Origin of the sequence: Mycobacterium sp. 48b, assembly GCF_048282725.1 — a bacterium.
In the GTDB taxonomy this organism is placed as follows: Bacteria; Actinomycetota; Actinomycetes; order Mycobacteriales; family Mycobacteriaceae; genus Mycobacterium.
Window position 1 is genome coordinate 1,406,427 of record NZ_JBLVUL010000001.1, and the last position, 26,978, is coordinate 1,433,404.

Sequence of the window (26,978 nt, forward strand, 5' to 3'; positions counted from 1 at the left end):
TGTCCCAGAATCCGGTCAATCCATCGAAAAGATGCACGCGATCGCAAGGACTTGACGCCCTTCACCAGGCAAATACGTTGACAGTCAAGATCAGAGCCCATCGTCGTTGGCCGATCGCGACTTCGCTCGAAGCGGCGAGATGCGATGAATGACGTCGTTGTGATTCATATGGTCACAGAAATATAGTTTGCTGATGGTTCGGGATATATGGCCGCCATTACCGCGATACTCTGACGTCCGTGGGCGAGGCATCCATTTTGACGCTGCTGCGGGAACGAGCGGGGCTGCAGGGCGACGACACCGCGATGACGTTTATTGACTACGAAAATAATTGGGACGGTTCGTCAACGAGCCTGACGTACTCGCAGCTGTATCGGCGTGCGTGTCGCGTGGCGCGAGAGCTCGGCGGGCTCGGTTCGCCGAGCGATCGGGCACTCATCTTGGCGCCGCAGGGGCTGGACTACATCGTCGCGTTCTTCGGGGCGCTGCAAGCGGGACTGATCGCGGTGCCGCTGGCGGTACCGCTCGGAGGGGTCAGCGACGAGCGCGTCAGCTCGGTACTTCAGGACGCGGCGCCGACCGTCATCCTCACCACCTCGGCTGTGGCGGGCGCGGTTACCGACTTCGTCACATCGCAGGCCGGTGAATCAGGCCCGGCGATCGTCGAGGTCGATTCGTTGGATCACGATGCTCCGGCGGCTCGCGGGAGCCAGGGCGAAAGTGTCACGGACACAGCGTATTTGCAGTACACGTCGGGGTCGACGCGCAACCCGGCCGGAGTGATGATGTCACACCGAAACCTGCTTGCGAATTTCGAACAACTGATGTCGGGCTACTTCGCGGACTTCGGGAATGTCGTCCCAGAGGGCTCGGCGATCGTGTCCTGGCTGCCGTTCTATCACGACATGGGGCTGTATCTGGGGGTCTGCGGGCCGGTGCTGGCGGGCGTTCCGGCAGTGCTCATGAGCCCGGTGGCTTTCCTGCAGCGACCTGCGCGATGGATGCAGATGCTCGCGACCAACGGTCGTACCTACACCGCGGCACCGAACTTCGCGTTCGAACTGGCGGTGCGCAAGACTTCGGACGAGGACATGGCCGGACTTGATCTCTCGGACATCCTCGTCATCATCACTGGCAGCGAGCGGGTGCACCCCGCAACCCTCGAGCGCTTCACCCAGCGCTTCGCGCGGTTCAATCTGCCCGACGAAGTGATACGCCCGTCCTATGGGATGGCCGAGGCCACGGTGTACATCGCCACTCGCGAAAGGGGCGAGCCGCCGGCGATCGTGCGCTTCGAATCGGAACCGCTGACCGCGGGTACCGCGCGCCGGTGCCAGAACGGAGCCGGCACGCCCCTGGTCAGCTACGGCATCCCGGTCTCGCCGATGATCCGGATCGTGGACACCGAGAAGATGACCGAGTGTCCGGCCGGAACCGTCGGGGAGATCTGGGTATACGGAGAGAACGTCGCGAGCGGGTACTGGCGCAGACCCCAGGAGACCGAGTCGACCTTCGGTGCCAGGATCGTCGCTCCGTCGGACGGCACTCCCGAGGGGACGTGGCTGCGCACCGGGGACTCCGGATTCATGTTCGACGACGAGTTGTTCGTCATCGGTCGCATCAAGGATCTGCTGATCGTGTACGGGCGTAACCACTCTCCTGACGACATCGAGGCAACGATCCAGGAGATCAGCCGGGGCCGGTGTGCGGCCATCGCGGTGCCGGACGGCCACACCGAGAAGCTCGTGGTCATCATCGAAGTCAGGAAGCGGGCACCCTCGCCCGAGACGCCGGAGGATCAGCTCTCAGACGTCAAACGTGAAGTGACGTCGGCGATCTTCAACACGCACAGTCTGGGTGTCGCGGATCTGGTTCTGGTGCCGCCTGGTTCGATTCCGATCACGACGAGCGGCAAGGTTCGTCGTGCCGCGTGTGTCGACCAGTACCGGCAGGGCGAGTTCGCCCGCCTGGACGCATAGTCACCTGTGCGGGCGGGTGGGATGTGAACCTGGCCTATGAAGACCGTGGCGACGGTGACCCTGTGCTGTTCATCGCCGGTCAGGGCGGCGTCGGACGCACCTGGGACCTCTATCAGGTGCCTGCCTTCCGGGCCGCCGGCTATCGCGTCATCACGTTCGACAACCGGGGTGTGGGCGCGACGTCGGAGGCCGATGGCTTCACCGCGGCGACGATGGTGGCTGACACGGCGGAGCTGATCGAGCGACTCGATGCCGCGCCCGTGCGGCTGGTGGCGGTGTCGATGGGGTCCTACATCGCGCAGGAACTGATGCTGGTCAGGCCCGATCTGGTCAGTCAGTGCGTTCTGATGGCGACTCGCGGACGCCATGACCGCACGCGCGAGTTCTTTCGCATAGCCGAACGGGACCTTGCCGAGGCCGGTGTCCAGTTGCCCCCCACGTATGACGCGAAATTGCGCCTGCTGGAGAACTTCTCACCGAAGACCTTGAACGACGAGGCCTGTGTTCGTGACTGGATCGACATGTTCACCAGGTGGCCGGCGAAGGTGACCCCGGGAATCCGCGCTCAGTACGGCGTCGCCCCGCTGAACGACCGCAGACCCGCCTACCGGGCGATCGACACTCCGGTGCTCGTGATCGGATTCGCCGATGACCTGGTGATGCCGCCGCATCTCGGAGCGGAGATGGCAGATGCCCTGCCGAACGGGCGTTATGTCGAGATACCTGACGCAGGCCACCTTGGCTTCCTGGAACGGCCGCAAGCGGTGAATTCGGCAGTCCTCAATTTCTTTGCAGATTCACGCAATGGGCATTCAGTGCAGTGAGAACTGTTAGCCGCGTTAAATTCCGTTCCGTGCCGGAGGCCACGCCAAATGCATTACGATCCCGTATCACCTTGGGAATAGACCGATGTGGAGGTCACCTGAATGCTCTACTGGTCGGGCTCGGATCGTCCTGCCAGAGGTGCCGCGTGCATGCCGTGACCCCTCTTCACGGCCGGTCTGGGATGCGTACCGCATTCGAGTTGCCGGCTTGGCAGGGGTGGCAAAAAATGTGCATCGCCGGTACCCGCAACATGGATTATCCGGACTAGGCTGCGGATTCAGGGGGTTCGTGCTGTGGGGGTTCTGAAGCGGTTATGGATTCCGCTATTGGTATTGGTCGTCCTCGGTGCCGGAGGATTCACCGTCATGCGACTGCACGGTGTGTTCGGCTCGCAGACCAGGCCCGCGTACGCCGACACAGAGCTCGAGGAACGTAAGCCCTACGACCCCAAACAACTCGTGTACGAGGTGTTCGGACCGCCGGGGACGGTGGCGAACATCAGCTACTTCGATGTCGATGCAGAGCCTCGGTTCGTCGAAGGGGCGAGCCTGCCATGGTCTTTGAAGTTCCCCATGACCGAGGCCACATCCATGGTCAATGTCATCGCGCAGGGCGATAGCAGCAGGATCGGCTGCCGCATCATCGTGGACGACGAGGTCAAGGCGGAAAAGGTCGAGAACGGGGAAAGCGCGTTCACCTATTGCCTTCTGAAGGCCGCATGAGTAACCAAGCCACCACGGCCAAACCGCCGTTCCTCCCGCGGATGATCCGACTGCTGGCGGTACCGATCATCATCGGCTGGTTGGTGATCGCCTATGTCCTGGCTGCGGTCGTCCCCCCGCTGGAACAGGTGGAGAAAGAGCACTCCGTATCACTGATCCCCAACGATGCGCCTTCCTTCGAGGCGATCCAGCGGATGGGCACCAACTTCGGCGAAGCCACGTCGAACAGCGTGGCGATCATCGTCCTCGAGGGCGAACAACCCCTCGGCGATGAGGCGCACCGGTACTACGACGACTTGATTCGTCAGCTGAAGGCAGATCCGGCGCACGTCCAGCACGTCCAGGATTTCTGGGGCGATCCGCTGATGGCGGGCGCAGCGGAAAGCGCCGACAACAAGGCTGTGTATGTCCAGTTGGGTCTCGCGGGTGACCTCGGCCAGGCACTGTCGAACGAGTCCCTCGAAGCGGTCCGGGGAATCGTCGACCGGAGTTCGCCGCCGCCGGGCGTCAAGGCCTATGTCACCGGTCCGGCGGCAACAGTCGCCGACCTGAGTGCGAGTGGCAACCGGACGGTCCTACTGGTGACAGGCCTGAGCCTCGCGGTCATCCTGGCGATGCTCCTGTTCTTCTTCCGCTCGATCTTCACGGCGGTGATCCTGCTCTTCCTGGTGGGAATCCAATTGCAGGTGGCGCGAGGGGTTGTCGCACTCCTCGGCGATCAAGGCCTCATCGGTCTGTCCACCTACGCCGTCAACCTTCTGGTGACCCTCGGCATCGCGGCGGGCACCGACTACGGCATCTTTTTCGTCGGGCGCTATCAAGAGGCGCGCCAGGCGGGGGAGGACCGGGAAGCCGCCTTCTACACCACCTATCACAGTGTCGGCAAGGTGGTGCTGGCATCCGGTTTGACCATCGCCGGGGCGGTTTTCTGCCTCAGCTTCACCCGCCTGCCCTACTTCCGGACCCTGGGTATCCCGTGCGCTCTTGGCATGGTGGTTGCGGTTGCGGTTGCGCTGACCTTGATCCCGGCGGTTCTGTCGCTGGGTAGTCGATTCAAACTGTTCGAGCCCAAACGCAAGATCAGCGTCCGTCGGTGGCGCCGGATCGGTACGGCGATCGTTCGCTGGCCCGCACCGATCCTGGTGGCGGCGTGCGCTGTGTCGCTGATCGGCTTGTTGGCGCTGCCCGCGTACCAGCCCGGCTACAACGACCAGCAGTATCTGCCCAAGGACATTCCCGCCAATGCCGGGTATGACGCTGCGGCCCGGCACTTTACGCAGTCGCTGATGGCATCGCCCGACGTCCTGTTGGTCGAGGCCGATCACGACATGCGTAACTCGGCGGACTTCCTGATCCTGAACAAGCTCGCCAAGGGTGTGCTGTCGGTTCCCGGGGTTTCCCGGGTGCAGTCGGCGACCCGGCCCGAGGGGGTTCCCCTCAAGCACACGACGATTCCGTTCATCATCAGTTCATCGAACGCGGGCCAGCTGCAGCTTCTGCCGTTTCAGAAGGCCCGGATGAACGACCTGCTCGCCCAGGCCGACGAGATCACGAAAACGATCGCCGTGATGCAACGCATGTTCGAGTTGATGCAGCAACTCGCCACCGCGACCAACAGCCTGGTCGGCAAGACACACGACCTGGAAGACGTCACGCTCGAGTTGCGGGACCACATGGCGGACTTCGACGACTTCTGGCGGCCGGTTCGCAATTACCTGTACTGGGAGCCGCACTGCTTCAACATCCCGCTGTGCTGGTCGATAAAGTCCCTTTTCGAGACGCTTGACGGTGTCGACAAGCTCACCGTCACGATGCACCGCCTGATCGGAAACCTCGATCAACTCAACCTGCTCCTGCCGCAGATGATCGCCCAGTTCCCGGCCATGATCGCGACGATGCAGAGCACGCGAACCATGATGTTGGCGATGCGCAGCACCATGGCGGGGATTCTCTCGCAGATGGATGAGATGTCCGATGGCGCAACCGCTATGGGCCGAGCCTTCGACGACGCCCAGAACGACGATTCCTTCTATATCCCACCTGCTGTGTTCAAGAACGCCGACTTCAAACGGGTCATGGACGTGTTCTTGTCACCGGACGGGAAAACGGCACGCCTGCTGATCACCCAGCGCGGAGATCCCGCGACACCCGAAGGCATTGCGCGGGTCAATCCGATCAGGACGGCGGCGGAGGAGGCCCTCAAGGGAACGCCGCTGGAAAGCGCCAAGCTGTACCTCACCGGGACCTCGGCGATGGCGAAAGATCAGGTGGATGGGTCGACCTATGACCTGTTGATCGCCGGAATCGCCGCGCTGTGCCTGATCTTCATCATCATGCTGATCATGATCAGGAGCTTGGTCGCGGCCCTGGTCATCGTCGGAACGGTTGCCCTGTCGCTCGGCGCGGCGTTCGGGCTCTCGGTGCTCATCTGGCAGCACATTCTCGGAATCCAGTTGAACTGGATCGTGCTCGCCATCGCCCTGATCATTCTTCTGGCTGTCGGTTCTGACTACAACCTGCTGCTGGTGTCCCGGATGAAAGAGGAAATCAGCGCGGGTATCAACACCGGCATCATCCGCGCCATGGCAGGCAGCGGAAAGGTGGTGACCGCAGCGGGTCTGGTGTTCGCCGCAACCATGTTCGCGTTGTTGGCCAGCGACGTGCGCACCATCGGTCAGGTGGGTTCCACGATCGGCATCGGTCTGCTGTTCGACACCCTGATCGTGCGCGCCCTGATGACGCCGTCCATCGCCGCCCTGCTGGGCCGGTGGTTCTGGTGGCCGCTGCACGTTCGTCAGAGGCCCGCCAGCGCGCTTCTGCGGCCAACCGGCCCTCGCCCACTGGTCCGTTCGCTCTTGCTGAAACCCGACGAACGCTGACCGCGTTGAACGACCGTCCACCGTTCATTGCGCGGATGATCCACCGTCTGGCGGTGCTGATCATCCTCGGCTGGCTCGTGATCGTCGCGGTACTGACCTTCGCCGTTCCCTCACTCGAGCATGTGGGGCGGCAGTATTCGGTCTCGCTGGTTCCTCAGGACGCCCCGTCGTTCCAGGCGGCGCAGCGCATGGGCAAGAGCTTCGGCGAATCCGATTCTGACAGCGTGGCAATGATCGTCCTGGAGAGCGACCAGCCTCTCGGGGACGAAGCGCACCGCTACTACAACGAATTGATTCGGCAGTTGAAAGCCGACACCCGCCACGTGCAGCACGTGCAGGACTACTGGGGTGATCCGCTCACGGCGACCGCAGTCCAGAGCGCCGACGACAAAGCCGTTTATGTCCAGCTGAATCTGGCTGGTAACCAAGGCGAATCGCTGGCGAACGAGTCGGTGGACGCCGTCCGGGGAATCGTGGACCGGACACCGCCGCCCCCGGGGCTGAAGGCCTACGTCACCGGCCCCGCACCGTTGGTCTCGGACATGAACCACGCCGGAGACAAGTCCATCATCAAGATCACCGTGGTGTCGCTCGTGGTGATCCTGACGATGCTGCTGCTGGTCTACCGTTCGATTGTCACCGCGGTTCTGCTTCTGCTGATGGTGGGCATACAGGTCCAGGCGGCCCGCGGAGTGGTCGCACTCCTCGGTCAGCACCAGGTCATCGGACTGTCCACCTTCGCGGTCAATCTGCTGGTATCGCTGGGGATCGCGGTAGGAACCGACTACGGCATATTTTTCCTGGGGCGCTATCAGGAGGCGCGGCAGGCCGGCGAGGACCGGGATACCGCCTTCTACACCACGTATCGAAGTGTGGCCAAGGTGGTTCTGGGTTCCGGCATGACCATCGCGGGGGCGATCTTCTGTCTGAGTTTCGCTCGGCTGCCGTATTTCCAGACGATGGGTGTTCCCACCGCTGTGGCGATGGTGGTCGCCGTCGCGGTGGCGCTCACACTCGTTCCGGCCGCGCTCGTGGTGGGTGGTCGGTTCGGGCTGTTCGAACCCAAGCGCAAGATCATCGTCCGGAGGTGGCGGCGGCTGGCGACGGCGATCGTCCGATGGCCCGCACCCATCCTCGTCACGGCCAGTGTGATCGCGCTGATCGGCTTGTTGGCCCTGCCGGCGTATCAGACCAGCTACAACGACCGGCTCTATGTGCCTGGCGACATTCCCGGCAACGTCGGATATGCGGCCGCCGAGAGGCATTTTCCGCAGTCCCGCATGACTCCCGACATCCTCATGCTCGAATCCGACCACGACATGCGTACTCCGGCAGACCTGTTGATATTGAACAAGGTGGCCAAGGCGATCTTCGCGGTTCCAGGGATCTCCCGGGTTCAGGCGATAACGCGGCCCGAGGGCAACCCGATCGACCGGACGTCGATACCGTTCCTGCTCAGCTTGCAGAATGCCAATCAGGAGCAGGTCATGCCGTTCCAGAAGAATCGCATGAAGGACCTGTTGAAGCAGGCCGACGACATGACCACGATGATCAACATCACCCAGCGTCTCTACAACGTGGGCCTCAGGATGAGCAACACGACTCATCAGATGACCCGGGACACGCGGGAACTGGCGGAGGTCACCGATGAGTTGCGCGACCACATCGCCGATTTCGACGATTTCTTCCGGCCCATCCGAAATTACTTCTACTGGGAGCCGCACTGCTTCGACATCCCGTTCTGCTGGTCGTTCCGATCCCTGTTCGACGCACTCGACGGGGTCGATGAGGTTGCCGACGGAGTAATGGATCTCAGTCGGGAAACCGATCAGCTCGATGTGCTCATGCCCCAGATGATCGCCCAGTTCCCGAAGATGATCGACAGCATGAGGGCGATGCGGGCCGCCATTCTCACGATGCACAGCACCATGGCGGGTTCCATCGCCATGATGGACGAGGTCAGCGAGGACGCCACCGCGATGGGGCAGGCGTTCGACGCGGCGCGAAACGACGATTCGTTCTACCTTCCGCCCGAAGTCCTGGAGAACAAGGACTTCAAACGCGCGATGAACCTGTTCTTCTCGCCGGACGGGAAGTCGGTCCGATTCATCATTTCGCACCGGGGGGATCCCGCGACGCCCGAAGGTATTTCACGGGTGGAGGCGGTACACAGGGCGGCCGAGGAGGCGCTCAAACTGACTCCCCTGGAGAGCGCCAAGATCTACCTGACCGGTACCGCCCCGACGTTCAAGGACATGCGTGACGGCTCGACATACGACCTGTTGATCGCGGGGGTTGCCGCGCTCTGCCTGATTTTCGTGATCATGCTGATGGTCACGCGAAGCCTGATCGCCGCCCTGGTCATCGTCGGAACGGTCGCCCTGTCGCTCGGCGCGGCGTTCGGGCTCTCGGTGCTCATCTGGCAGCACATCCTCGGCATAAACCTGCACTGGCTCGTGCTCGCGATGTCGGTGATCGTTCTCCTGGCCGTCGGTTCCGACTACAACCTGCTGCTGGTGTCGCGGATGAAAGAGGAGATCGGCGCCGGGATCAACACCGGCATCATCCGCGCCATGGGTGGCAGCGGAAAGGTCGTGACCGCGGCAGGTCTGGTGTTCGCGTTCACCATGATGTCGATGGTGGCCAGCGATCTGCGCATCATCGGCCAGGTCGGTTCCACCATCGGTATCGGTCTGCTGTTGGACACCCTGGTCGTCCGCGCCCTCATGACGCCCTCCATCGCCGCGCTGCTGGGACGCTGGTTCTGGTGGCCGCAGGTGGTGCGCCAGCGGCCTGCGAGCCTGTTGTTGCGTGACACGGCTCCCCGTCCGGTGGTCCGGTCTCTGTTGCTGCGTCCTGACGAGCCTGACGCCCGCGCCTGACCGGCAAATCGCTTTCTTCGGCAATTACCAGAGCCGGCTCGCGCGCAGCAAATTTCGAAAACCCCAGAAGTGATCATGCTTCACGCGTTAGAGTCCGAAAATCGGGGGAGGAGGTCTACACGTCATGAAACAAAATTCGGTCAAACTGGCTGTCGCAGTGGGCGGTCTGGCGGTGCTGTTGACCGCCGGCGCGGGTGTCGCATCCGCGGATCCCAGGATGGATTCGGCCGTCAACACCACCTGTAGTTATCCGCAGGTGATGGGGGCGCTCAATGCGCAGAGCCCCATGGCCGGGGCGTCGCCCGCGGTCCAGGATGTGTTGCGCCAGTTCCTGGGAGCGGGGCGCGACCAACGGCAACGCATGGCCGAGGGCATCGCCGCTCAACCCGCCAATCAGCCCTACCTCGGGTTGCTGCAGACCGTTTTCGACACCTGCAACAACTTCTGAGCGCAGCGCGCTCAGTACGTCGGCTTGGTTCCGCCGAGCTGCCTGGTGAGTGTGTCGGCAGTCGCCACAAGTGCCCTGGCTCGATCGGTGATCTCCCTGTCCGTCAGCGCGGTGCCGATGTGCAGTGATGCCGCCATGACCTGACGCTGGTAGTGGTCGAACACCGGTGCGGAGATGACGCTGATGTCGTGTGGATTCCGGCCGCTGGGTCCCTCGTCGCGCAGGTAGACCCGCTCGCCGATATCGGACACCAACTCGCTGAGCAGTGCGCGCAGTTCGTCGGGCAGATTGGTCGACATCCCCGCCATCAGCGCATACAGCCTGCGGCCTCCCGGTGTTAGTCGTTCCACCAGATATCCGTCGGCGCGGCAGCTTTCGATCACCCGGTGGAGCCGGGCGGATTCGGTGCGCAGCGGAATGGTCGGCACCTTGGCCAGCCAGGCGCGCAGCGCGTCGTCGTCCCACAGCACGAACATCAGTCCGACGGGCGGTGCGAACGGATAGCTCTGGCCGACCCGGACCCCTGGGTCCCGGCCCGGCGGGCCGACCAGCTCGAGCACGGTGATCCGGTCGTCGACGACGGCTGTCAGGCCCGCGGAGGTGTCGAAGGCGGCTGACAGTGCGCGCAATTCGGCACGAACCGCCGGGTTGACGCGCATCGACTCCTGAGCCATCTGGCCCAGCGAGATCAGCGCCGGCCCGAGGCGGTAGGTCTTGTCCCGGCTGTTGTCCCCGGTTTCGCACACCAGATAGCCCGATTCGGTGAGCGTGGTGAGGATGCCGAGACATGTGGGCTTGCTCAGTCCGACCCTGCGGGTCAGCTCGGAGAGGCCGAACCGCTCCTGCGGATGTCGGGACAGGAAATCCAGGATGGCCACCACCCGGGCGGTGGGTGGTGATGCGCGGCCGGCCGGCTCGGCGTCTGACATCGGTCCTCCTGGCGGGCGCTCGGGCGTTGACTGGATTTGGAACGCGTTCTAGTGTCAGGTAGGAAACTGTACCACTGCGGTCCAATATTGGACCGAAGGAGCAGATGCTGGATGTACTCACAACCACTGGCCGACGCCATCGCCGAGGCGGAACAACTGGTGACCGCGGCCCCCTTCATCGAATCCGAGGCCGATCTCCTCGAGGGCCTCCAGTACCTGGCCGGATGCATCGCGGCGTGCACGCACGTGGCGTTCGACTACGACCGCGAGCACCCGTTCCTGCACAGCGGAACAGGGCCGTTCACCAAGATGGGCCTGGACAACCCCGACACCATGTACTTCGGCACCCGGGTCCAGCCCGGCCACGAATACGTCGTCACCGGAAGGCGGGGCACCACCACCGACGTCAGCTTCCAGCTGCTGGGCGGGGAGTACACCGACGAGAACGTCCCGGACAGCGAGACCGCATTCGATGATCGCAAGCTCGACATCGCCGCCGACGGCACCTTCGAGTGGCGGTTCACCCCGGCTACGCCGTCACAGTTGGTGATCCGGGAGGTCTACAACGACTGGTCGGCACAACGCGGCACCTTCGCGATCTCGCGTACCGACACCGCAGGCACGGCACCGGCGCCGCTGACCCGCGAGCTCATCGAAAAGCGTTACGCCACTGCGGGTAAGCAACTCGTGCAGCGGGTCAAGACGTGGCTGCAGTTCCCGAAGTGGTTCTACGACAACCTGCCCGTCAACACGCTGACCGCGCCTCGCTTGACCCCCGGTGGCCTGGCCACCCAGTACTCGTCGGTGGGGCACTACGACATGACGCCGGACCAGGCGATGGTCATCACGCTGCCGGTGTCGGACGCGCCCTACCTCGGCTTCCAGCTCGGTAGCCTCTGGTACATCTCCCTGGACTACATCAACCACCAGACCTCGCTGAACGGAACTCAGGCGCAGGCCGATCCGGACGGCAAGATCCGCATCGTGGTGTCCGAGAACAACCCCGGCGTGACCAACTGGTGCGAGACCCTGGGTCATGGCAAGGGTTACCTGCAGTTCCGCTGGCAGCGGGTGTCACGTGAGCTGAGCGCCGAGGACGGGCCGGCCGCAGAGTTGGTGGACATCGGCTCTGTGGCCGAGAAGCTGCCGTACTACGAGAGCAACAAGATCTCCGACGACGACTGGCGAGCACGGATTGCGCTGCGTCAGAAACTTATTGGCGAAAGGATGGTGGGCTGACCGATGGCCGGACTGCTCGATGGCAAGGTAGTGGTGATCAGCGGGGTCGGGCCCGGGCTCGGGACGACGCTGGCCCGCCGATGTGCGGAGAACGGCGCCGACCTCGTGTTGGCCGCCCGTACGGTGGAGCGGCTCGAGGACGTCGCCAAAGAGGTGACGGCGCTGGGCCGTCGCGCGCTCGCGGTGGGCACCGACATCACCGACGAGGAACAGGTCGCCAACGTGGTGGCCCGCACGATGGAGGAGTATGGCAAGGCCGACGTGTTGATCAACAACGCGTTCCGGGTGCCGTCCATGAAGCCGTTCGCGAACACCACCTTCGAGCACATGCGGGATGCGATCGAGCTGACCGTGTTCGGCGCACTGCGCATGACCCAGGGCTTCACTCCGGCCTTGGAAGCAGCCAAAGGCTCGGTGGTGAACGTCAATTCGATGGTCGTGCGGCACTCGCAGGCCAAGTACGGCGCCTACAAGATGGCCAAGTCGGCCCTGCTGTCCATGTCGCAGACCCTCGCAACCGAATTGGGGGAGAAGGGCATTCGGGTCAACTCGGTGCTGCCCGGCTACATCTGGGGTGAAACTCTGGAGGGGTACTTCAACCATCAGGCGCAGAAGTACGGCACCACCGTGGAGCAGATCTACAACGCGTCGGCGGCCGGGTCCGATCTCAAGCGGCTGCCGACCGAGGACGAGGTGGCCTCGGCGATCCTGTTCATGGCCAGCGATCTGTCCAGCGGTATCACCGGTCAGGCCCTCGACGTGAACTGCGGAGAATACAAGGCATGAGCACCCCGCGCACCAACGTGGGCACCGTCGAGGATCTGCACGCCTCGGCGGTAAAGGCCTGCGGTCTGGAGGATTTCGGCGCCGACGACGACAACTACATCGAAGCGCTCGGGGTGCTGCTGGAGTCCTACCAGCGCGATGCCGACCTGACCGAGCTCGGCAGCAAGATGCAGCGCTTCTTCACCCGGAATGCGCTGGTGGCCCGGCTCGTCTCGGAAGCCGCGTTCAAGCAGTACCCGCAGCACGTCGACGTGCCCATCGAGCGGCCGATCTTCGTCACCGGTCTGCCGCGCACCGGGACCACGGTGATCCACCGGTTGCTGACCGCAGACCCGATGCACCAGGGGCTGGAGATGTGGCTGGCGGAGTTCCCGCAGCCGCGACCGCCGCGCGAAACCTGGCCGGACAATCCGGTGTTCAGTGCGCTCGATGCCCGGTTCAAGCAGGCGCACGAAGAGAACCCGGATTACACGGGTCTGCACTACATGACCGCCGACGAGGTCGAGGAATGCTGGCAGCTGCTACGCCAGTCGTTGCACTCGGTGTCCTACGAGACGCTGGCCCATGTACCGACCTACTCGCAGTGGCTGGCCCGTCAGGACTGGACCAAGCCCTACCGCAGGCACCGCAAGAACCTGCAGCTGATCGGGCTCAACGAGCCCGAAAAGCGCTGGGTGCTCAAGAATCCCAGTCATCTGTTCGCCCTCGACGCGCTGTTCGCGACGTATCCGGACGCGCTGGTGGTCCAGTGTCACCGGCCGGCCGAGACCATCATGGCCTCGATGTGCTCGCTGGCGCAGCACACTACGGCCGGCTGGTCCAACACGTTCACCGGAACCGTGATCGGCGAAGACTCCATGGAAACCTGGTCGCGCGGGCTGGAGTTGTTCAACACCGAACGGGCCAAGCATGATCCGGCCCAGTTCTGCGACGTCGACTACTTCGAGTTCGTCGAGAATCCGATCGGTGCGGTCGAGGGCATCTACCGGACGTTCGGGCTGGACTTCACCGACGCCGCACGGCAGGCGATGATCGACAGCCACAACGCCAGCAAGCAGGGCCCGCGGGCGCCGAAGCACACCTACTCACTGGCCGACTACGGGTTGACCTCCGAGACGGTCCAGGAGCGGTTCAAGGGGCTGTAGAGGCGAATCCCTGAGATGAAGGTCTACCTGGCGCTCGACCCGCGTAAGCCGCTGACCGCAACCGCGGACTATGCGCGGCGGGCCGAGCGCCTGGGCTTCGACGGCCTGCACGTCGCCGAGACCGTGCACGATTCGCTGGCCGTCTCGCTGCTGGCGCTCGAACACACGTCGCGCATCGCCGTCCGTACCGCCGTGACACTGGCATTCGTGCGCAGCCCCACGCTGACGGCGTACACGGCCTGGGATCTGTCGGTACTGTCCGGCGGACGATTCGAGCTGGGCCTCGGAACGCAGATCAAGCAGAACATCGCCGACCGCTACGGCATGCAGTGGACCGACCCGATTGCCCGGCTCCGGGACTACGTGGGCGCGCTCGCTGCCCTGTTCGATTCGTTCCGCACCGGCGGCACAGTGCATTTCGAGAGCGAGAACTACCGGCTGACCCGGATGCAGCCCTACTTCAACCCCGGCCCGAGTGACGCGGTGCCTCCACCGATCTGGCTGGGTGCGGTGAACGCCGGAATGTGCGAACTCGCCGGTGGCGTCGCGCGCGGAATCGTCACGCACTCGACCAACTCGGACCCCGGCTACCTGCGTGAGGTGGTGCGTCCGGCGCTGGCGCGAGGTGCCGAAACGTCAGGCAGAGCAGACGAACCGGTTGTCATCGCCTCGACCGCGATCGCCACCGGCCGTACGGACGAGGCGGTGGACGGAGAACGGGAACGCCAGCGCCGGATGTTGGCATTCCTGTACTCGACGCCCGCGTACGCGACCGGTCTGGCCCGGCGCGGCCTGGCCGATCTCCCGGACCGGCTGCGGTCATTGGTACGAACCGAGCTGTGGGACGAATTGCCTTCGGTGCTGACCGATTCCGTTCTCGACGAACTGGTGGTCTGCGGACGTCACGACGAGATCCCGGCCATGCTGAAGGCCAGGTTCGGCGATGTCGCCAACGGAATCGTGCTGCCGCCGCTGGGCGACGGAGCCGACGACGAATCGCTGGGAGCCTGTGTGGCCGAATTGCGGCGGGCGAACTAGCCGTCGCCGGGTGAGGGCGCCGAGGACACCTCTTCGAGGCACCCTTCGGCCACCGCGTGCCTGATGCTGTCGGTCAGCCGCGGACATGACCGCGCGCGGGCCGGATCTCCTCCGCTGGAACGGATCTCCTCGAAGGTTGCGCAGCGGTGCACCGCCTCAGAGTTCCACTGCACCGAAGTGTGTTCTGCGCTGAGCTTCTTCACCTGGACCGCAACATGGCAGAACCGGCAGTCGACGGACACCAGGCCTGACGTCAGATAGCGCTCGCGGTCACGTGCGCTGGCCTCGCGGACCGCGGCGGCACGTTCGGGATCGGATGCGAAATTCGGTGCCTTGGCCCAGGATCCGCCGGGCGCAGTGCTGCCGGCGGGGTGATGGTCGTCGTCCTCATGGGCGCCGTGCAACAACAGCATCGAACGGGCCAGGTCGTCCACATCCGGCGCCTGGCTCCGCTCGTTGCGTGTCGTCATCAGCTGGACTGTGCCGTTTCTTTCTCGGCCGCCTTCTCCTCGGCCTGGACCTTCAGGTTCTCCTCGACCTCCACATGCCACTTCTCGTTGGCCGCGGTGGTGTCGATCTCCATCTCGAAACGGTCGGTCATGTCGGGAGTGATGTCGGCGACGTCGACGTAGAACTGCTGGTACCAGCGACGCATCTGGTAGACGGCGCCGTCCTCCTCGACCAGCAGCGGGTTGTCGATGCGGGTCTTGTGCTTCCAGATCTCCACGTCCTGCAGGAAGCCCTGGCTGACACCGTCGGTCATCGCGTTGGCCAGCTTCTGGGTGGTCTTGTCGTCCATGCCCTTGGGCTTCTCGACGATGACGCCCCACTGCAGCATGAACGCGTCTTGGCTCACCGGGTAGTGGCAGTTGATCAGGATCGACTCGGCCTTGTAACCGGCGTAGTTGTTGTGCAGCCAGTTGATCATGAACGACGGTCCGAAGTAGGACGCTTCGGAGTCCAGGTGCGACTCGCCGTACTGGGTGCCCATACCGCCGATGTCCTGACGGCCCACGTTGTGCAGGTACTGCGAGGCGATGTGGCCCTCGAAGACGTTCTTGAAGTACGTCGGCAGGCCGAAGTGGATGTAGAAGAAGTGCGCCATGTCGGTGACGTTGTCGATGATCTCGCGGCAGTTGCTGCCCTCGATCAACATCGAGTTCCACTGCCACTCGGTCCATTCGTCACTGGCGGCCTCGGGGATCTCGGGGATCCGGACCTCGGGCTGGGGCTCGTTGCCCTCGTGATCGTGCCAGACGAACAGCAGGCCACCGCGCACGTCGGTGTGCCAGGCCCGGGTACGGGCCAGCCGCGGGGTGCGCTTGGCGTAGGGGACGAGCTTGCACTTGCCGTCGCCGCCCCATCGCCAGTCGTGGAACGGGCAGGCCACGGCGTCACCCTTGATGGTTCCCTGCGACAGGTCGCCACCCATGTGCCGGCAGTAGCCGTCAAGGACCTTCAGGTCGCCCTGGGAATCGGCGAACACGACCAGCTTGGTGCCGAATGCCTCGACAGAGTGCGGCTGACCGTCAAGGAAGTTCTTGACCGGTCCCAGGCAGTGCCAACCCCGCGCATAGCGGTCTGGCAGGGCGCCGGTGTCGATCTCTCTGATGCCGGCATGTTCGGTAGTCACGGTGGGCCTCCCGTATCGGTGCTCTTAACTAGAACACGTTACAGTTTTTTGAGGGCTCCTGGCAATAATTGAGGCGTGACCTGCGGCATACCCACTGTCAGCGGGGGTTACTCACGCTCCGGAAGGCCGATTCTCAGCGCGATCTGTTGCATACGGCCGACACTGGCCACGGTCTGCGGCGACACCGGGTCGTCCGGGTTGCTGTCGAACTCCAGACGCACCACCGCGCGGCCCTGGGTGTACATCAACAGCGTCACGGCCTTCTTGCCGTCGGGGGCGGTCCCCGAGATGACGGTGCCGTTCGAACCCACCGGCACCGGTTGTGGCTCACCTCCGGTGACCATGGTGCTCACCGCCGCGGAGGCCTGCTTGAGCGTTGCCGACGCGGTCGCTGCGTCCGGGTAGATCAGGATCGTGTCGGCGATCGCCCGGGTGTCGTCGGCGTTGACGAACAACGCGCTGGCCCCGGACTGACCGTCGGGGTTGACGTTGCTGGACCGGGCGGTGAACGCATCCGGCGGAATGCTGACATCCTCGGCCTGCAGCAGCAGGTGGCTGTAGTCGGATGCCTGGGTTTTCGGCGACTTCGGCGCCGCCGCCGATGTCGACGTAGACGGTGTGGCAACCCACGGCGTACTCGGCGAATCGCCGGCCGGGGAGCATGCGACCGCCGTGCCGACGACGGCCGCGGCAAGACCGATGGAGATCAAGAACCTGGGGTGATTTGTTGTCGTGAGCGACATAGTTACTGTTCAGGGTACGCGTCGCTGCGCCGGAGCCGGTTTCCTGCGGTATATGTGGACGATGCCGCTGTATTCGTTCGAGGGCCGGGCGCCCGTGGTGGATCCAAGCGCGTTCGTGGCCCCGACGGCAACACTGATCGGCAACGTGACGGTCGAGGCCGGTGCCTCGGTGTGGTTCAACACCGTGCTGCGAGGTGACTTCGCGCCCATCGTGATCCGCGAGGGCGCCAACGTCCAGGACGGTTCGGTACTACATGCGCCACCGGGGATCCCGGTCGACATCGGCCCCGGCGCCACAGTCGCCCACATGTGCGTCGTACATGGCGCGCACGTGGGCGAGGAGGCGCTGATCGCCAACCACTGCACGGTGCTCGACGGGGCGGTGATCGGCCGGCGCAGCCTGATCGCAGCGCATTCACTGGTGGTCGGGGGCACCAAGATTCCCGATGAGGTATTGGTCACCGGAGCACCCGCGAAGATCCGCGGACCCATCGCGGGCACCGGCGCACAGACGTGGGTGCAGACCAATCCGGCGGCATACCGGGAGCTGGCCCGGCGCTACCTGACCGGGCTCGCCGAGCTCTAGTCCTCGATCTTCTCGGCGCTCGCGCGGTCCACTTCCCAGTAGGCCCGCAAGGCCACCAGCTGTCCCGCGTCGTTCGCGCGATAGGTGAAGACGCCCGGGGTGGTGATGCGGTGCCCGCCCATGGTGGTGACGATGCTGCCGATGTTGGCTTCCTCGTTGCCGCACTGGAAGGTGTCGACGAAGTTGAACTCGAGGTTGTCGGTCGGGGCGATGGCCTTGTCCCAGAACGCCGCGATGGCTTCCTTACCCCGGTGGCCGTTGCCTTCCGGGTCGAAGAACGACGGCCCGATGGGATCCTGCACGATCGCGTCGTCGGCGAAATTGTCCAGCCAGGTTTGCTTGTCCCGGGCGGCAACCGCGTCCCGGGACCGCTTGCCCGCCAAGTGGGCTGGATGCTGAGGATCGGTGACGGTCATGTCAGTCCTGCCAGCCTGAGTGGATGTAGGTGTCGGCGAACCGCTTGAGCGAATCCTGCTTCTTCTCCAGCGGGGCGTCGAAGCCAAGACCCTCGAGCATCCACGGGATGACGATGTTGTCGGTGATACCGGCCTCGGCAAGCTCACGGTGCCCGTCGAGATCGAACTTGTCGATACACACCGCCTGGAACTCGAACGGCTCATCGGCCCGGCCGAATTCGCTGCGCAGCTTGTTGAGCGCCGTCACGGTCTCGGCCAGCTGGGCGCAGGTCATCATCGCGCTGGTCCAGCCGTCACCGATCCGGGCCGCTCGCTTGAGTGCCACCGGCGTGTGCCCACCGACGTAGAACGGCACCGGCTCGGACGGGGCCGGGCTCATCTGCAGACGCTCGAAATCGTAGAACTCGCCGTGGAACTCGACCATGCCGCCGCCGAGCACGAGCTTGAGCACCTCGATCATCTCGTCGACGCGTGCTCCACGCTTGGCGAACGGAACGCCGCACCATTCGAATTCCTCTGGTGCCCAGCCGATCCCGACACCGAACCCGAAGCGGTTGTTGGTCAGGTTGGCCACTGAGCCGACCTGGCGGGCCAGCAACAGCGGGTTACGTGACCCGAGCTTCATGACGTTGGTGTAGAACCGCAGCGTCGAGGTCGCCGCACCCATGGACGCCGCCGCGATCAACGGATCGACCCACGGCGTCTCGGCGTTCCACATCCGCGAACCATCCGGGGTGTACGGATAGTCCGCGGCCTGCTTCTCCATGTAGAACAGCGAGTCGGGCAGTGCGATCGAATCGAACCCGACTTCCTCGGCGGTGCGGGCCAATCCTGTCAGGTGCTCCAGCGGGCCCATGGCCACGCTGAGCGTGTACTTCATCATCGATGGCTCCTCGCGCGAGCGCTCGTCGGCGTCATGACGCCGGCTTGCCGGGTTTGTCGCTCGACACCACCCACATCGAGTAGTACTGCGCGCCGCCGCCGTAGGCATGGCCCAGCGCCTTGCGGGCGCCCTCGACCTGATGGTCGCCTGCCTTGCCCATCACCTGGATCGCCGACTCGGCGAAGCGGATCATGCCCGATGCGCCGATCGGGTTCGAGCTCAGCACACCGCCGGAAGCGTTGAACGGGATCCTGCCGCCGATCGCCGTCTCGCCGGCCTCGGTGAGCTTCCAGCCGTCGCCCTCGGCGGCAAAACCGAGGTTCTCCAACCACATCGGCTCGTACCAGGAGAACGGCACGTACACCTCGGCCGCATCGATCTCGTCGATCGGGCTGGTGATGCCGGCATCGCGCCACAACGCGGCGGCCGCATCGCGACCGGCCTGCGGGTTCACCTGGTCGCGACCGGAGTAGGCCAGCGGTTCGGTGCGCAACGCCGTGGCGTGGATCCACGCAACGGGATGCCCGTTGGAAAGATGGGCTTCGGCGGCTTCCTCGTTCCCGATCACCATCGCCGCAGCACCATCCGAGGACGGACAGGTCTCGTCGTAGCGGATCGGGTCCCACAGCATCGGCGAGGACATCACCTTCTCGACGGTGATGTCGGGCTGGTGCAGATGAGCCAAGGGATTCTTGGCCCCGTTGAGCCGGTCTTTGACCGCCACGATGGCCCCGATGTGGTTGGGGGCGCCGGAGCGACGGATGTAGGCGCGGATGTGCGGGGCGAAGTAGCCGCCTGCGCCGGCGCCGACGGGCTTGGTGAAGGGCACCGGAATGCTCAACGCCCACATGGCGTTCGACTCGGACTGCTTCTCCCAGGCCATGGTCAGCACGCGCTTGTACTTACCCGACTGCACCAGGCTGGCCGCCACGATCGCGGTCGAGCCACCCACGGAGCCCGCGGTGTGCACGCGGATCAGCGGCTTGTTGGTCGCCCCGGTGGCGTCGGCCATGAACAGCTCGGGCATCATCACGCCCTCGAAGAAGTCGGGCGCCTTGCCGACCACCACGGCATCGATGTCGGCCATCGTCGAGCCCGAATCGGCGAGTGCCTTGTCGATGGCCTCACGCACCAGGCCGTTCATCGACACGTCGTGGCGCTTGGCGACGTACTTCGTCTGCCCGGTCCCCAGGACCGCGGCGAGCTGTTTGCCCATTATTTGCCCTCCAGGACGGCGACGAGATTCTGTTGCAGCGCAGGGCCGCTGGTGGCGTGCGCCAGGACGCGCTGGGCCGAGCCCTCGAAGATGTGCCGAGCGGCAAAGCCGATGCGCTCCAGCCCGGCCGAGAACATCGGGTTGGCGGCCAGCGCGCCGCCGGACGGGTTCACCTTCGTGTTCGAGCCCAGCCCGATGGCCTCGGTGAGGATTAGCTGCTGATGCGTGAACGGAGCGTAGATCTCGGCCACCTCGATCGAGCTCGCGTCACCACCAGTGGCGGCCTGCGCCGAAGCGGCGGTAGAGGTCGAGACGGTCAGGTCGCGCGCGCCCAGGATCGGCGTCTCGATGCGGTGCTCGAAACCGGTGATCCAGGCGGGGTTTTCGCGCAGTTCGCGGGCCCGGTCGCCGGCTGCGAGCACGATCGCCGACGCGCCGTCGGTGATCGGTGCGATGTCGTGGCGGCGCAGCGGGTCGGCGAAGAAGGGCCGCGAGAGCAGGTCGTCGATGCTCCCGGTGACTTCTTCCTTGTCGGTGCGCCCGCCTGCGGCGTATGAATCCAGTGCCACCTGGGCCATCTGCTCGGCGGTCCACTTGCCTGCGTCCAAGCCTGCGCGCGCCTGCAGTCCGGCCATCGACACCGAATCCGGCCACAGTGGCGCGACAGTGTAGGGATCGGTCTGCAGGGCCAGCACCCGGCGCAGCACACCCGCCGAGGACTTTCCGAAGCCATACACCAGCGCGGTCTCGACCTGCCCGGTCAGCAGCTTGATGTAGGCCTCGTAGAGCGCCCAGGCCGCGTCCATTTCGACGTGCGACTCGTTGATGGGCGGGATCGCGCCGATCGAGTCGATCGCCGAGATGAACGAGAAGGCACGACCGGCAAGGTAATCCGAAGATCCCGAGCACCAGAAGCCGATATCGGTCTGCTTCAGACCGAGCTCCTCGTACAGCTTGTGGAAACACGGCATCAGCATCTCGACGCCGTTCGTGGTGCCGTCGGTCCGGCGGACGTGGGGCGCATGTGCGAAGCCCACCACTGCTACATCAGTCATCAGGTGCTCTCTCAGAGGTGGTGCTTGTAGGAGTCGTAGTCGGCGTCGGGTTCGCCGGTGGGCTTGAAGTAGTCGATGTTGTCGATGCCCAGGCCCCATTCCTCGCTGGGCTTCCACACGGCTTGCACCCGCATACCCATCCGCACATCCGCAGGATCGATCTCGGTGACCAGATGCAGGAACGGGATGTCGGCGCCGTCTAGCAAGACATACGCCGCGACATAGGGCGGCTTGATGCGCTGCCCGGGGAACGGGATGTTGATGACCGCGAAGGTGGTGACGGTGCCCTTGTCCGGCAGCTCGATGAACTCGTCGAGCGCCAGACCGGTCGCGGGATCCGCCTCCTTCGGCGGGAAGTACACCTTGCCCGGCTGTCCGTCGCGACCGCTGCGGCTCCGGCCGCCCAGCAGCTTGCCCTCCTGCAGCGCCTTGAGGAACGTGGTCTCGGGCAGGGACGCGGTGTGCTGGATCTCGATGAAGCTGGGAGTCACCTGCACCGCGACCGGCTCGCGGTCGTCCGAGGCGGGCGGCACCGATTCTTCTTCTTCGTCCCCGGGCAGGAAGTACGCGATGTCGGTGATCGCGCCGACCGGTTCGTCGATCCAGTGCGCGTGCACCCGGTCGCCGGTCTTGAGTGAGCCTTCGGGTGCATTGACGGCGTGCAGCAGTGGCGTGTCGGCGCCGTCGAGTTTGATCAGCGCCCAGGCGAACGGCCGGTCCAGCGGCTGGCCCTCCAGCGGCGTCGACTGCCAGGTCCAGGACTGCACCGTGCCGACCGCGCTGACCGGCACCACCTCGGTCAGGGCCGCATACGTGACGGGGTCATACTCAGCGGGTGGAACGTGCACCCGGCCGTCCGATCCGCGTACGCCGACGATGCGTCGATCGCGTAGCGCGGTGAAGAACTGGGACAGGAGCGGTCCGACTGAACGGGTGTAGTCGAATGAGAGCTTCAGCGGCGCCGAGAGGGGCCGCTCATGCTTGTCGATCTGCACCGGGCTGCTTTGGCCTGTGGTCACAGCATCGAGTAGAACAGGTTCTAAGAATGGTTTCAACCGTGTGTGGAAAGGCGAGCTAATGAAGTTGGGTCTTCAACTCGGATACTGGGGCGCCCAGCCGCCGACCAACCACGCCGAACTCGTCGCCGCAGCAGAGGCGGAGGGCTTCGACACCGTCTTCACCGCGGAGGCCTGGGGCTCGGACGCCTACACCCCGCTGGCCTGGTGGGGCCGGGAAACCACCCGCATGCGGCTGGGTACCTCGGTCATCCAACTGTCTGCCCGGACGCCGACCGCGTGTGCGATGGCCGCGCTGACGCTGGACCACCTCTCCGGTGGCCGCCACATCCTCGGCCTCGGTGTGTCCGGTCCGCAGGTGGTCGAGGGTTGGTACGGCGCGAAGTTCCCCAAGCCACTGGCCCGCACCCGCGAGTACATCGACATCCTGCGTCAGGTCTGGGCCCGGGAAGCCCCGGTACACAGCGACGGCCCGCACTACCCGCTGCCGGTGACCGGTGAGGGCACCACGGGGCTGGGCAAGAACCTCAAGCCCATAACTCATCCGCTGCGCGCGGACATCCCGGTGATGCTGGGTGCCGAGGGCCCCAAGAACGTCGCGCTGGCCGCAGAGATCGCCGACGGTTGGTTGCCGATCTTCTACTCACCGCGCATCGCGGGCATGTACAACGAGTGGCTGGACGAGGGCTTCGCCCGCCCCGGCGCCCGGCGCACCCGGGAAACCTTCGAGATCTGTGCCACCGCGCAGGTCGTGGTGACCGACGACCGCCCCGCGATCATGGAGCTGATGAAGCCGCATCTGGCGCTGTACATGGGTGGAATGGGTGCCGAGGACACCAACTTCCATGCCGACGTGTACCGCCGGATGGGGTACGCGGAGGTCGTCGACGACGTCACCAAACTTTTCCGCAGTGACCGCAAAGATGAGGCCGCCAAGATCATCCCGGACGAATTGGTCGATGACTCGGCGATCGTCGGTAACCTCGACTACGTCAAGGAGCAGATCAAGGCCTGGGAGGCCTCGGGCGTGACCATGATGGTCGTCGGTGCCCGCTCCGTCGAGCAGATCAAGGACCTCGCAGCCCTCGTGTAGGCCTGTCTCCAGCCGCGAGCAGACGGGCCGGTACCCGTGAACGCGCGTTTCGGGTACGTCCGCGTCTGTTCGCTCCCGGTGAGTAGACACTTTGTTGCAACCTGTCTACTCGAGGTTCTAGATTTATGGCGTGAGTCACAGTGCGCCCGCTTCCGGACCCTCGCAACACACTGTCCTCGGCACCGTGTTGACGATGCCGGTGCAGATCCGTGCCGCCGAACAGCACATGGCGATGTTTTCGGTCGATGCCGACGCCGCGCAGCGCATGATCGACTACAGCGGCCTGCGTGTGTATCGGCACCGGCCGAACCGCGCGATGGTCGTGTTGATGCTGATGCACTACATCGACGGTGATCTGGGTCCGTACCTGGAGTACGGCACCAACGTCATGGTGAACCGGCCCGGGTCGGCGGAATCGGGCCTGCGTGGCCTTGGCTCGGCGGGTGCGTTCGTGCATCACCTTCCGGTCGACGGTGAGTTCACCTTGCAGGCCGGCCGGCAGATCTGGGGCTATCCGAAAGTCCTGGCGGACTTCACCCTTCATGAGGGCGGCCCGTTCAGCTTCGACGTGAGCATCGACGGCCGGCTCGCAGTGGGCATGGACTTCAAGCCCGGCCTACCGGTGCCGTCTGCGTTCACCGCCAAACCCCAGGTGCAGTCCACCTTCTCCCACCTCGACGGTGTCCTGCGCGAAACCGAAGGCCAGATGCGGCTTTCCGGCGTGCGGTACCGGCCGGGCGGGGTCCGGATCCGGCTCGGGGACCACCCGTACGCCAAAGAACTTGCGGCCCTGGGCCTGCCCAAACGGGCGTTGCTGTCCAGCTCGGTCCGCAATGTGCAGATGACGTTTGCTGACGCCAAGGAGATTTCGTGACCCAAGTCCTGCTCAAGCCCGATGTGGACCTCACCAACGGCACTTTCTATGCCGACGGAGGCGCGCGGGAGGCCTACCGATGGATGCGGGCCAACGAGCCTGTGTTCCGCGACCGCAACGGACTGGCCGCGGCCGCCACCTACCAGGCCTTGCTCGATGCTGAGCGGAACCCCGAGCTGTTCTCGTCCACCGGTGGGATCCGGCCCGACCAGCCCGGCATGCCGTACATGATCGACATGGACGATCCCGCACATGTGTTGCGCCGCAAGCTGGTCAACTCCGGCTTCACACGCAAGCGCGTGATGGACAAGGTGCCCTCGATCGAGAAGCTGTGCGACACCCTGATCGATGCGGTGTGTGAACGCGGGGAATGCGACTTCGTGCGGGATATCGCCGCGCCGCTGCCGATGGCGGTCATCGGCGACATGCTCGGCGTGTTGCCCCAGGAGCGCGACATGCTGCTGAAGTGGTCTGACGACCTGGTGTGCGGGCTGTCCTCGCACGTCGACGAGACCGTGATCCAGAAGCTGATGGAAACCTTCGCCGCCTACACGGCTTTCACCATGGAGGAGATCACCAAGCGTCGGGCCAACCCGACGGACGACCTGTTCTCGATCCTGGTCAACGCCGAGGTCGAGGGCCAGCGGATGACCGACGACGAGATCGTCATGGAGACGCTGCTGATCCTCATCGGTGGGGATGAAACCACCCGGCACACCCTCTCGGGTGGGGTGGAACAGCTTCTGCGCCACCGTGATCAGTGGGATGCGTTGGTGGCTGATCCGGAGAAACTCCCCGGCGCGATCGAGGAGATGCTGCGCTGGACCTCGCCGGTGAAGAACATGTGCCGCACCCTGACCGCCGACACCACGTTCCACGGCACCGAGTTGAAGGCCGGCGAGAAGGTCATGCTGATGTTCGAATCGGCCAACTTCGACGAAGAGGTGTTCGACAACCCGGATGAGTTCCGGATCGACCGGAACCCCAACAGCCACTTGGCATTCGGTTTCGGCACCCACTTCTGCCTGGGCAATCAGCTGGCTCGACTGGAACTGCGGCTCATGGTCTCCCGGCTGTTGCAGCGCCTGCCGGATCTGCGGCTGGCCGACGGCGCGCACGTGCCACTGCGCCCGGCCAACTTCGTCAGCGGGCCGGAGGCCATGCCGGTCGTCTTCAGCCCCACGGCGCCGCTGGGGGCCTAGCCGCCAGCCGCGCCGGCTGTGTATTCCTATGTCCTGGTTAAGTGTTCGCTGTGCAACGTCCTCTCAGGTTTCGCATAGCGAATCTAATTAGATAGTCTCGCGATATCGGGGGATATGACGCGACGATTAGAGGAGTGCACGAGATGGCACGACATTCAACTGGGCGAAATGTGTTGAGCGGCGTGGTGCTGGGCGGGGCGTTGTTGGCCGGCGCCATCGGAATTGCCGCGCAGGCCAATGCGGCGCCGGTCCCGGCGCCCACGAGCGTTCAGCTCGGGGCACCGGCTCCGCTGTCCTCGTTCCCCGCGCCGCCGTTGCGGCCGTGGGGCCCGCCACCGCCGCCACCGCCCCCGCCGTTCTGGGGGCCGCCCCCGCCACCGCCACCACCGTTCTGGGGGCCGCCGCCACCGCCGCGGTTCTGGGGGCCGCCGCCCCCGCCGCCGGGGCATTGGGGCCCGCCGCCACCCGGGCATTGGCGTTAGGGCGTTGACAACCTGAAACAGACTGAGGCCCTGCTCGAACCATCGAGCAGGGCCTCAGTTCGTGCCTTTGACGGCCAGAGCTATTTCATCTGGAAGACCGGCGCGCGCTTCTCCTTGAAGGCCAGGGGGCCTTCCTTGGCGTCGGCGGACAGGAACACCGGGATGCCGTTGGCGGTGTCGGGCTTGAACGCCTCGTTCTCGTGCATGCCCTCGGTCTCGCGGATGGTCTTGAGGATGGCCTGCACGGCCAGCGGGCCGTTGTTGTTGATGACCTCAGCGATCTCCAGGGCCTTGTCCAGCGCGGTGCCGTCCGGCACCACATGACCGATCAGGCCGTACTCGAGCGCCTGGGCGGCGGTGATGTGCCGTCCGGTCAGCAGCATGTCGCACGCGATGGTGTACGGAATCTGGCGAACCAGGCGCACCGCCGAGCCACCCATCGGGTACAGGCTCCACTTGGCCTCGGAGATGCCGAACTTCGCGCTCTCTCCGGCGACGCGGATATCGGTGCCCTGCAGGATCTCGGTGCCGCCCGCGATGGCCGGGCCCTCAACCGCGGCGATCAGCGGCTTGGTGAGCCGACGGCCCTTGAGCAGACCGTCGATGCGTGACGGGTCGTAGCTGCCGTCCTTGAAGGAATCGCCCGGCGGCTTCTTGGTGGCGCCCTTGAGGTCCATGCCCGCGCAGAAGTAACCGCCGGCGCCGGTGAGGATGCAGGTGCGGATCTCCGGATCGTTGTCGACGCGGTCCCAGGCCTCGACCATGATCGAGAGCATCTCGGTGGAAAGCGCGTTGCGCGCCTCGGGCCGGTTCAGCGTCAGGATCAGGGTGTGTCCGCGCTGCTCAATGAGGGCGTCGGGCCCCTTTTCGGTATCGCTCACAGGTGTCGGCTCCTCTGCATTTTCAA

At 64.8% G+C, this 26,978-nt stretch carries 25 protein-coding genes; 15 read left to right on the forward strand and 10 right to left on the reverse strand.

The genetic code is table 11. The features are described from left to right. The first annotated feature begins 239 nt into the window (after positions 1–239). From ACNQR1_RS06435 to ACNQR1_RS06460, 6 genes are all read left to right on the forward strand, one after another. On the forward strand, positions 240–1,979 hold the full coding sequence (locus ACNQR1_RS06435; RefSeq protein WP_418044853.1) for an AMP-binding protein: 1,740 nt from the start codon (positions 240–242) through the stop codon (positions 1,977–1,979). 23 nt (positions 1,980–2,002) lie between these two features. After that, positions 2,003–2,803, forward strand: coding sequence for an alpha/beta fold hydrolase (locus ACNQR1_RS06440; RefSeq protein ID WP_418044855.1), 801 nt, complete (start codon positions 2,003–2,005; stop codon positions 2,801–2,803). A 303-nt stretch (positions 2,804–3,106) separates the two neighbouring features. Beyond that, entirely contained in the window at positions 3,107–3,526 is a 420-nt protein-coding gene (locus ACNQR1_RS06445; RefSeq protein WP_418050294.1) for an MmpS family protein, read from the forward strand. Further along, on the forward strand, positions 3,523–6,405 hold the full coding sequence (locus ACNQR1_RS06450) for an RND family transporter (protein WP_418044857.1): 2,883 nt from the start codon (positions 3,523–3,525) through the stop codon (positions 6,403–6,405). Before ACNQR1_RS06445 ends, ACNQR1_RS06450 begins: the two co-directional genes overlap by 4 nt. Positions 6,406–6,440: 35 nt before the next feature. Beyond that, entirely contained in the window at positions 6,441–9,287 is a 2,847-nt protein-coding gene (locus ACNQR1_RS06455; RefSeq protein ID WP_418044859.1) for an RND family transporter, read from the forward strand. Between the two features lie 124 nt (positions 9,288–9,411). After that, positions 9,412–9,735, forward strand: coding sequence for a hemophore-related protein (locus ACNQR1_RS06460; RefSeq protein WP_418044861.1), 324 nt, complete (start codon positions 9,412–9,414; stop codon positions 9,733–9,735). A gap of 11 nt (positions 9,736–9,746) precedes the next feature. Here the strand turns inward: ACNQR1_RS06460 and ACNQR1_RS06465 are convergent, their stop codons facing one another. Next, positions 9,747–10,664 (reverse strand): IclR family transcriptional regulator, encoded by a 918-nt coding sequence (locus tag ACNQR1_RS06465; protein ID WP_418044863.1) that lies wholly within the window; start codon positions 10,662–10,664, stop codon positions 9,747–9,749. Positions 10,665–10,775: 111 nt separating this feature from the next. Here ACNQR1_RS06465 and ACNQR1_RS06470 point away from each other — a divergent pair, with 111 nt between their 5' ends. From ACNQR1_RS06470 to ACNQR1_RS06485, 4 genes are read left to right on the forward strand one after another with little or no spacing between them, the layout of a single operon-like run. Continuing rightward, positions 10,776–11,903, forward strand: a complete 1,128-nt coding sequence (locus ACNQR1_RS06470; RefSeq protein WP_418044865.1) for a hypothetical protein — start codon at positions 10,776–10,778, stop codon at positions 11,901–11,903. A gap of 3 nt (positions 11,904–11,906) precedes the next feature. After that, positions 11,907–12,689, forward strand: a complete 783-nt coding sequence (locus ACNQR1_RS06475) for an SDR family oxidoreductase (RefSeq protein WP_036442257.1) — start codon at positions 11,907–11,909, stop codon at positions 12,687–12,689. Further along, positions 12,686–13,834, forward strand: coding sequence for a sulfotransferase family protein (locus tag ACNQR1_RS06480; protein ID WP_418044867.1), 1,149 nt, complete (start codon positions 12,686–12,688; stop codon positions 13,832–13,834). Before ACNQR1_RS06475 ends, ACNQR1_RS06480 begins: the two co-directional genes overlap by 4 nt. A 15-nt stretch (positions 13,835–13,849) precedes the next feature. Further along, a complete protein-coding gene (locus ACNQR1_RS06485; protein WP_418044869.1) occupies positions 13,850–14,872 on the forward strand; it encodes a TIGR03617 family F420-dependent LLM class oxidoreductase in 1,023 nt (340 codons plus the stop codon). On the opposite strand, the gene ACNQR1_RS06490 is transcribed toward ACNQR1_RS06485, so the two are convergent. From ACNQR1_RS06490 to ACNQR1_RS06500, 3 genes are all read right to left on the reverse strand, one after another. Next, the gene (locus ACNQR1_RS06490; RefSeq protein ID WP_418044871.1) at positions 14,869–15,342 is read right to left on the reverse strand and encodes a hypothetical protein; all 474 of its coding nucleotides are present in this window, start codon (positions 15,340–15,342) and stop codon (positions 14,869–14,871) included. The genes ACNQR1_RS06485 and ACNQR1_RS06490 overlap by 4 nt on opposite strands. Beyond that, positions 15,342–16,505 carry a Rieske 2Fe-2S domain-containing protein gene (locus ACNQR1_RS06495; protein ID WP_418044873.1) on the reverse strand — a complete coding sequence of 388 codons (1,164 nt, stop codon included), beginning with the start codon at positions 16,503–16,505 and terminating at the stop codon, positions 15,342–15,344. The genes ACNQR1_RS06490 and ACNQR1_RS06495 overlap by 1 nt, the downstream gene beginning before the upstream one ends. Before the next feature lie 107 nt (positions 16,506–16,612). Then, positions 16,613–17,248 carry a hypothetical protein gene (locus ACNQR1_RS06500; protein WP_418044874.1) on the reverse strand — a complete coding sequence of 212 codons (636 nt, stop codon included), beginning with the start codon at positions 17,246–17,248 and terminating at the stop codon, positions 16,613–16,615. A gap of 61 nt (positions 17,249–17,309) precedes the next feature. Between ACNQR1_RS06500 and ACNQR1_RS06505 the strand changes: the two genes are divergently transcribed. Then, entirely contained in the window at positions 17,310–17,834 is a 525-nt protein-coding gene (locus ACNQR1_RS06505) for a gamma carbonic anhydrase family protein (RefSeq protein ID WP_418050295.1), read from the forward strand. On the opposite strand, the gene ACNQR1_RS06510 is transcribed toward ACNQR1_RS06505, so the two are convergent. Genes ACNQR1_RS06510 through ACNQR1_RS06530 form a run of 5 tightly spaced genes read right to left on the reverse strand, consistent with a single transcriptional unit; the run spans position 17,831 to position 22,423 of the window. Continuing rightward, complete coding sequence (locus tag ACNQR1_RS06510) at positions 17,831–18,250, reverse strand: nuclear transport factor 2 family protein (RefSeq protein ID WP_418044876.1); 420 nt, start codon at positions 18,248–18,250, stop codon at positions 17,831–17,833. The two genes, ACNQR1_RS06505 and ACNQR1_RS06510, sit on opposite strands and share 4 nt — an antisense overlap. Position 18,251: 1 nt before the next feature. Further along, entirely contained in the window at positions 18,252–19,130 is an 879-nt protein-coding gene (locus tag ACNQR1_RS06515) for a TIGR03619 family F420-dependent LLM class oxidoreductase (RefSeq protein ID WP_418050296.1), read from the reverse strand. Between the two features lie 34 nt (positions 19,131–19,164). Beyond that, entirely contained in the window at positions 19,165–20,349 is a 1,185-nt protein-coding gene (locus tag ACNQR1_RS06520; protein ID WP_418044878.1) for a thiolase domain-containing protein, read from the reverse strand. Continuing rightward, positions 20,349–21,404, reverse strand: a complete 1,056-nt coding sequence (locus tag ACNQR1_RS06525) for a thiolase domain-containing protein (RefSeq protein ID WP_418044880.1) — start codon at positions 21,402–21,404, stop codon at positions 20,349–20,351. Before ACNQR1_RS06525 ends, ACNQR1_RS06520 begins: the two co-directional genes overlap by 1 nt. An 11-nt stretch (positions 21,405–21,415) precedes the next feature. Beyond that, positions 21,416–22,423 carry a Zn-ribbon domain-containing OB-fold protein gene (locus ACNQR1_RS06530; RefSeq protein WP_418044882.1) on the reverse strand — a complete coding sequence of 336 codons (1,008 nt, stop codon included), beginning with the start codon at positions 22,421–22,423 and terminating at the stop codon, positions 21,416–21,418. A 58-nt stretch (positions 22,424–22,481) separates the two neighbouring features. Here ACNQR1_RS06530 and ACNQR1_RS06535 point away from each other — a divergent pair, with 58 nt between their 5' ends. From ACNQR1_RS06535 to ACNQR1_RS06550, 4 genes are all read left to right on the forward strand, one after another. Further along, a complete protein-coding gene (locus ACNQR1_RS06535) occupies positions 22,482–23,513 on the forward strand; it encodes an LLM class F420-dependent oxidoreductase (protein WP_418044884.1) in 1,032 nt (343 codons plus the stop codon). A gap of 193 nt (positions 23,514–23,706) precedes the next feature. Further along, entirely contained in the window at positions 23,707–24,387 is a 681-nt protein-coding gene (locus tag ACNQR1_RS06540) for an acetoacetate decarboxylase family protein (RefSeq protein ID WP_418050297.1), read from the forward strand. Next, positions 24,384–25,589, forward strand: coding sequence for a cytochrome P450 (locus tag ACNQR1_RS06545; RefSeq protein ID WP_418044886.1), 1,206 nt, complete (start codon positions 24,384–24,386; stop codon positions 25,587–25,589). Before ACNQR1_RS06540 ends, ACNQR1_RS06545 begins: the two co-directional genes overlap by 4 nt. A 143-nt stretch (positions 25,590–25,732) precedes the next feature. Then, on the forward strand, positions 25,733–26,071 hold the full coding sequence (locus ACNQR1_RS06550) for a hypothetical protein (RefSeq protein ID WP_418044888.1): 339 nt from the start codon (positions 25,733–25,735) through the stop codon (positions 26,069–26,071). Between the two features lie 80 nt (positions 26,072–26,151). Here ACNQR1_RS06550 and ACNQR1_RS06555 read toward each other — a convergent pair whose 3' ends face one another. Further along, entirely contained in the window at positions 26,152–26,952 is an 801-nt protein-coding gene (locus ACNQR1_RS06555; RefSeq protein ID WP_090426388.1) for a crotonase/enoyl-CoA hydratase family protein, read from the reverse strand. Positions 26,953–26,978: the final 26 nt, after the last annotated feature.

What these genes read in the sequence shown, in the direction of transcription:
- ACNQR1_RS06525 (WP_418044880.1), bottom strand. Translation starts at nt 21,404, where the DNA reads ATGACTGATGTAGCAGTGGTGGGCTTCGCACATGCGCCCCACGTCCGC.
- ACNQR1_RS06455 (WP_418044859.1), top strand. Translation starts at nt 6,441, where the DNA reads ATGATCCACCGTCTGGCGGTGCTGATCATCCTCGGCTGGCTCGTGATC.
- ACNQR1_RS06505 (WP_418050295.1), top strand. Translation starts at nt 17,310, where the DNA reads ATGCCGCTGTATTCGTTCGAGGGCCGGGCGCCCGTGGTGGATCCAAGC.
- ACNQR1_RS06535 (WP_418044884.1), top strand. Translation starts at nt 22,482, where the DNA reads ATGAAGTTGGGTCTTCAACTCGGATACTGGGGCGCCCAGCCGCCGACC.
- ACNQR1_RS06485 (WP_418044869.1), top strand. Translation starts at nt 13,850, where the DNA reads ATGAAGGTCTACCTGGCGCTCGACCCGCGTAAGCCGCTGACCGCAACC.
- ACNQR1_RS06480 (WP_418044867.1), top strand. Translation starts at nt 12,686, where the DNA reads ATGAGCACCCCGCGCACCAACGTGGGCACCGTCGAGGATCTGCACGCC.
- ACNQR1_RS06520 (WP_418044878.1), bottom strand. Translation starts at nt 20,349, where the DNA reads ATGGGCAAACAGCTCGCCGCGGTCCTGGGGACCGGGCAGACGAAGTAC.
- ACNQR1_RS06490 (WP_418044871.1), bottom strand. Translation starts at nt 15,342, where the DNA reads ATGACGACACGCAACGAGCGGAGCCAGGCGCCGGATGTGGACGACCTG.
- ACNQR1_RS06540 (WP_418050297.1), top strand. Translation starts at nt 23,707, where the DNA reads ATGCCGGTGCAGATCCGTGCCGCCGAACAGCACATGGCGATGTTTTCG.
- ACNQR1_RS06510 (WP_418044876.1), bottom strand. Translation starts at nt 18,250, where the DNA reads ATGACCGTCACCGATCCTCAGCATCCAGCCCACTTGGCGGGCAAGCGG.
- ACNQR1_RS06500 (WP_418044874.1), bottom strand. Translation starts at nt 17,248, where the DNA reads ATGTCGCTCACGACAACAAATCACCCCAGGTTCTTGATCTCCATCGGT.
- ACNQR1_RS06475 (WP_036442257.1), top strand. Translation starts at nt 11,907, where the DNA reads ATGGCCGGACTGCTCGATGGCAAGGTAGTGGTGATCAGCGGGGTCGGG.
- ACNQR1_RS06450 (WP_418044857.1), top strand. Translation starts at nt 3,523, where the DNA reads ATGAGTAACCAAGCCACCACGGCCAAACCGCCGTTCCTCCCGCGGATG.
- ACNQR1_RS06460 (WP_418044861.1), top strand. Translation starts at nt 9,412, where the DNA reads ATGAAACAAAATTCGGTCAAACTGGCTGTCGCAGTGGGCGGTCTGGCG.
- ACNQR1_RS06470 (WP_418044865.1), top strand. Translation starts at nt 10,776, where the DNA reads ATGTACTCACAACCACTGGCCGACGCCATCGCCGAGGCGGAACAACTG.
- ACNQR1_RS06465 (WP_418044863.1), bottom strand. Translation starts at nt 10,664, where the DNA reads ATGTCAGACGCCGAGCCGGCCGGCCGCGCATCACCACCCACCGCCCGG.
- ACNQR1_RS06515 (WP_418050296.1), bottom strand. Translation starts at nt 19,130, where the DNA reads ATGAAGTACACGCTCAGCGTGGCCATGGGCCCGCTGGAGCACCTGACA.
- ACNQR1_RS06550 (WP_418044888.1), top strand. Translation starts at nt 25,733, where the DNA reads ATGGCACGACATTCAACTGGGCGAAATGTGTTGAGCGGCGTGGTGCTG.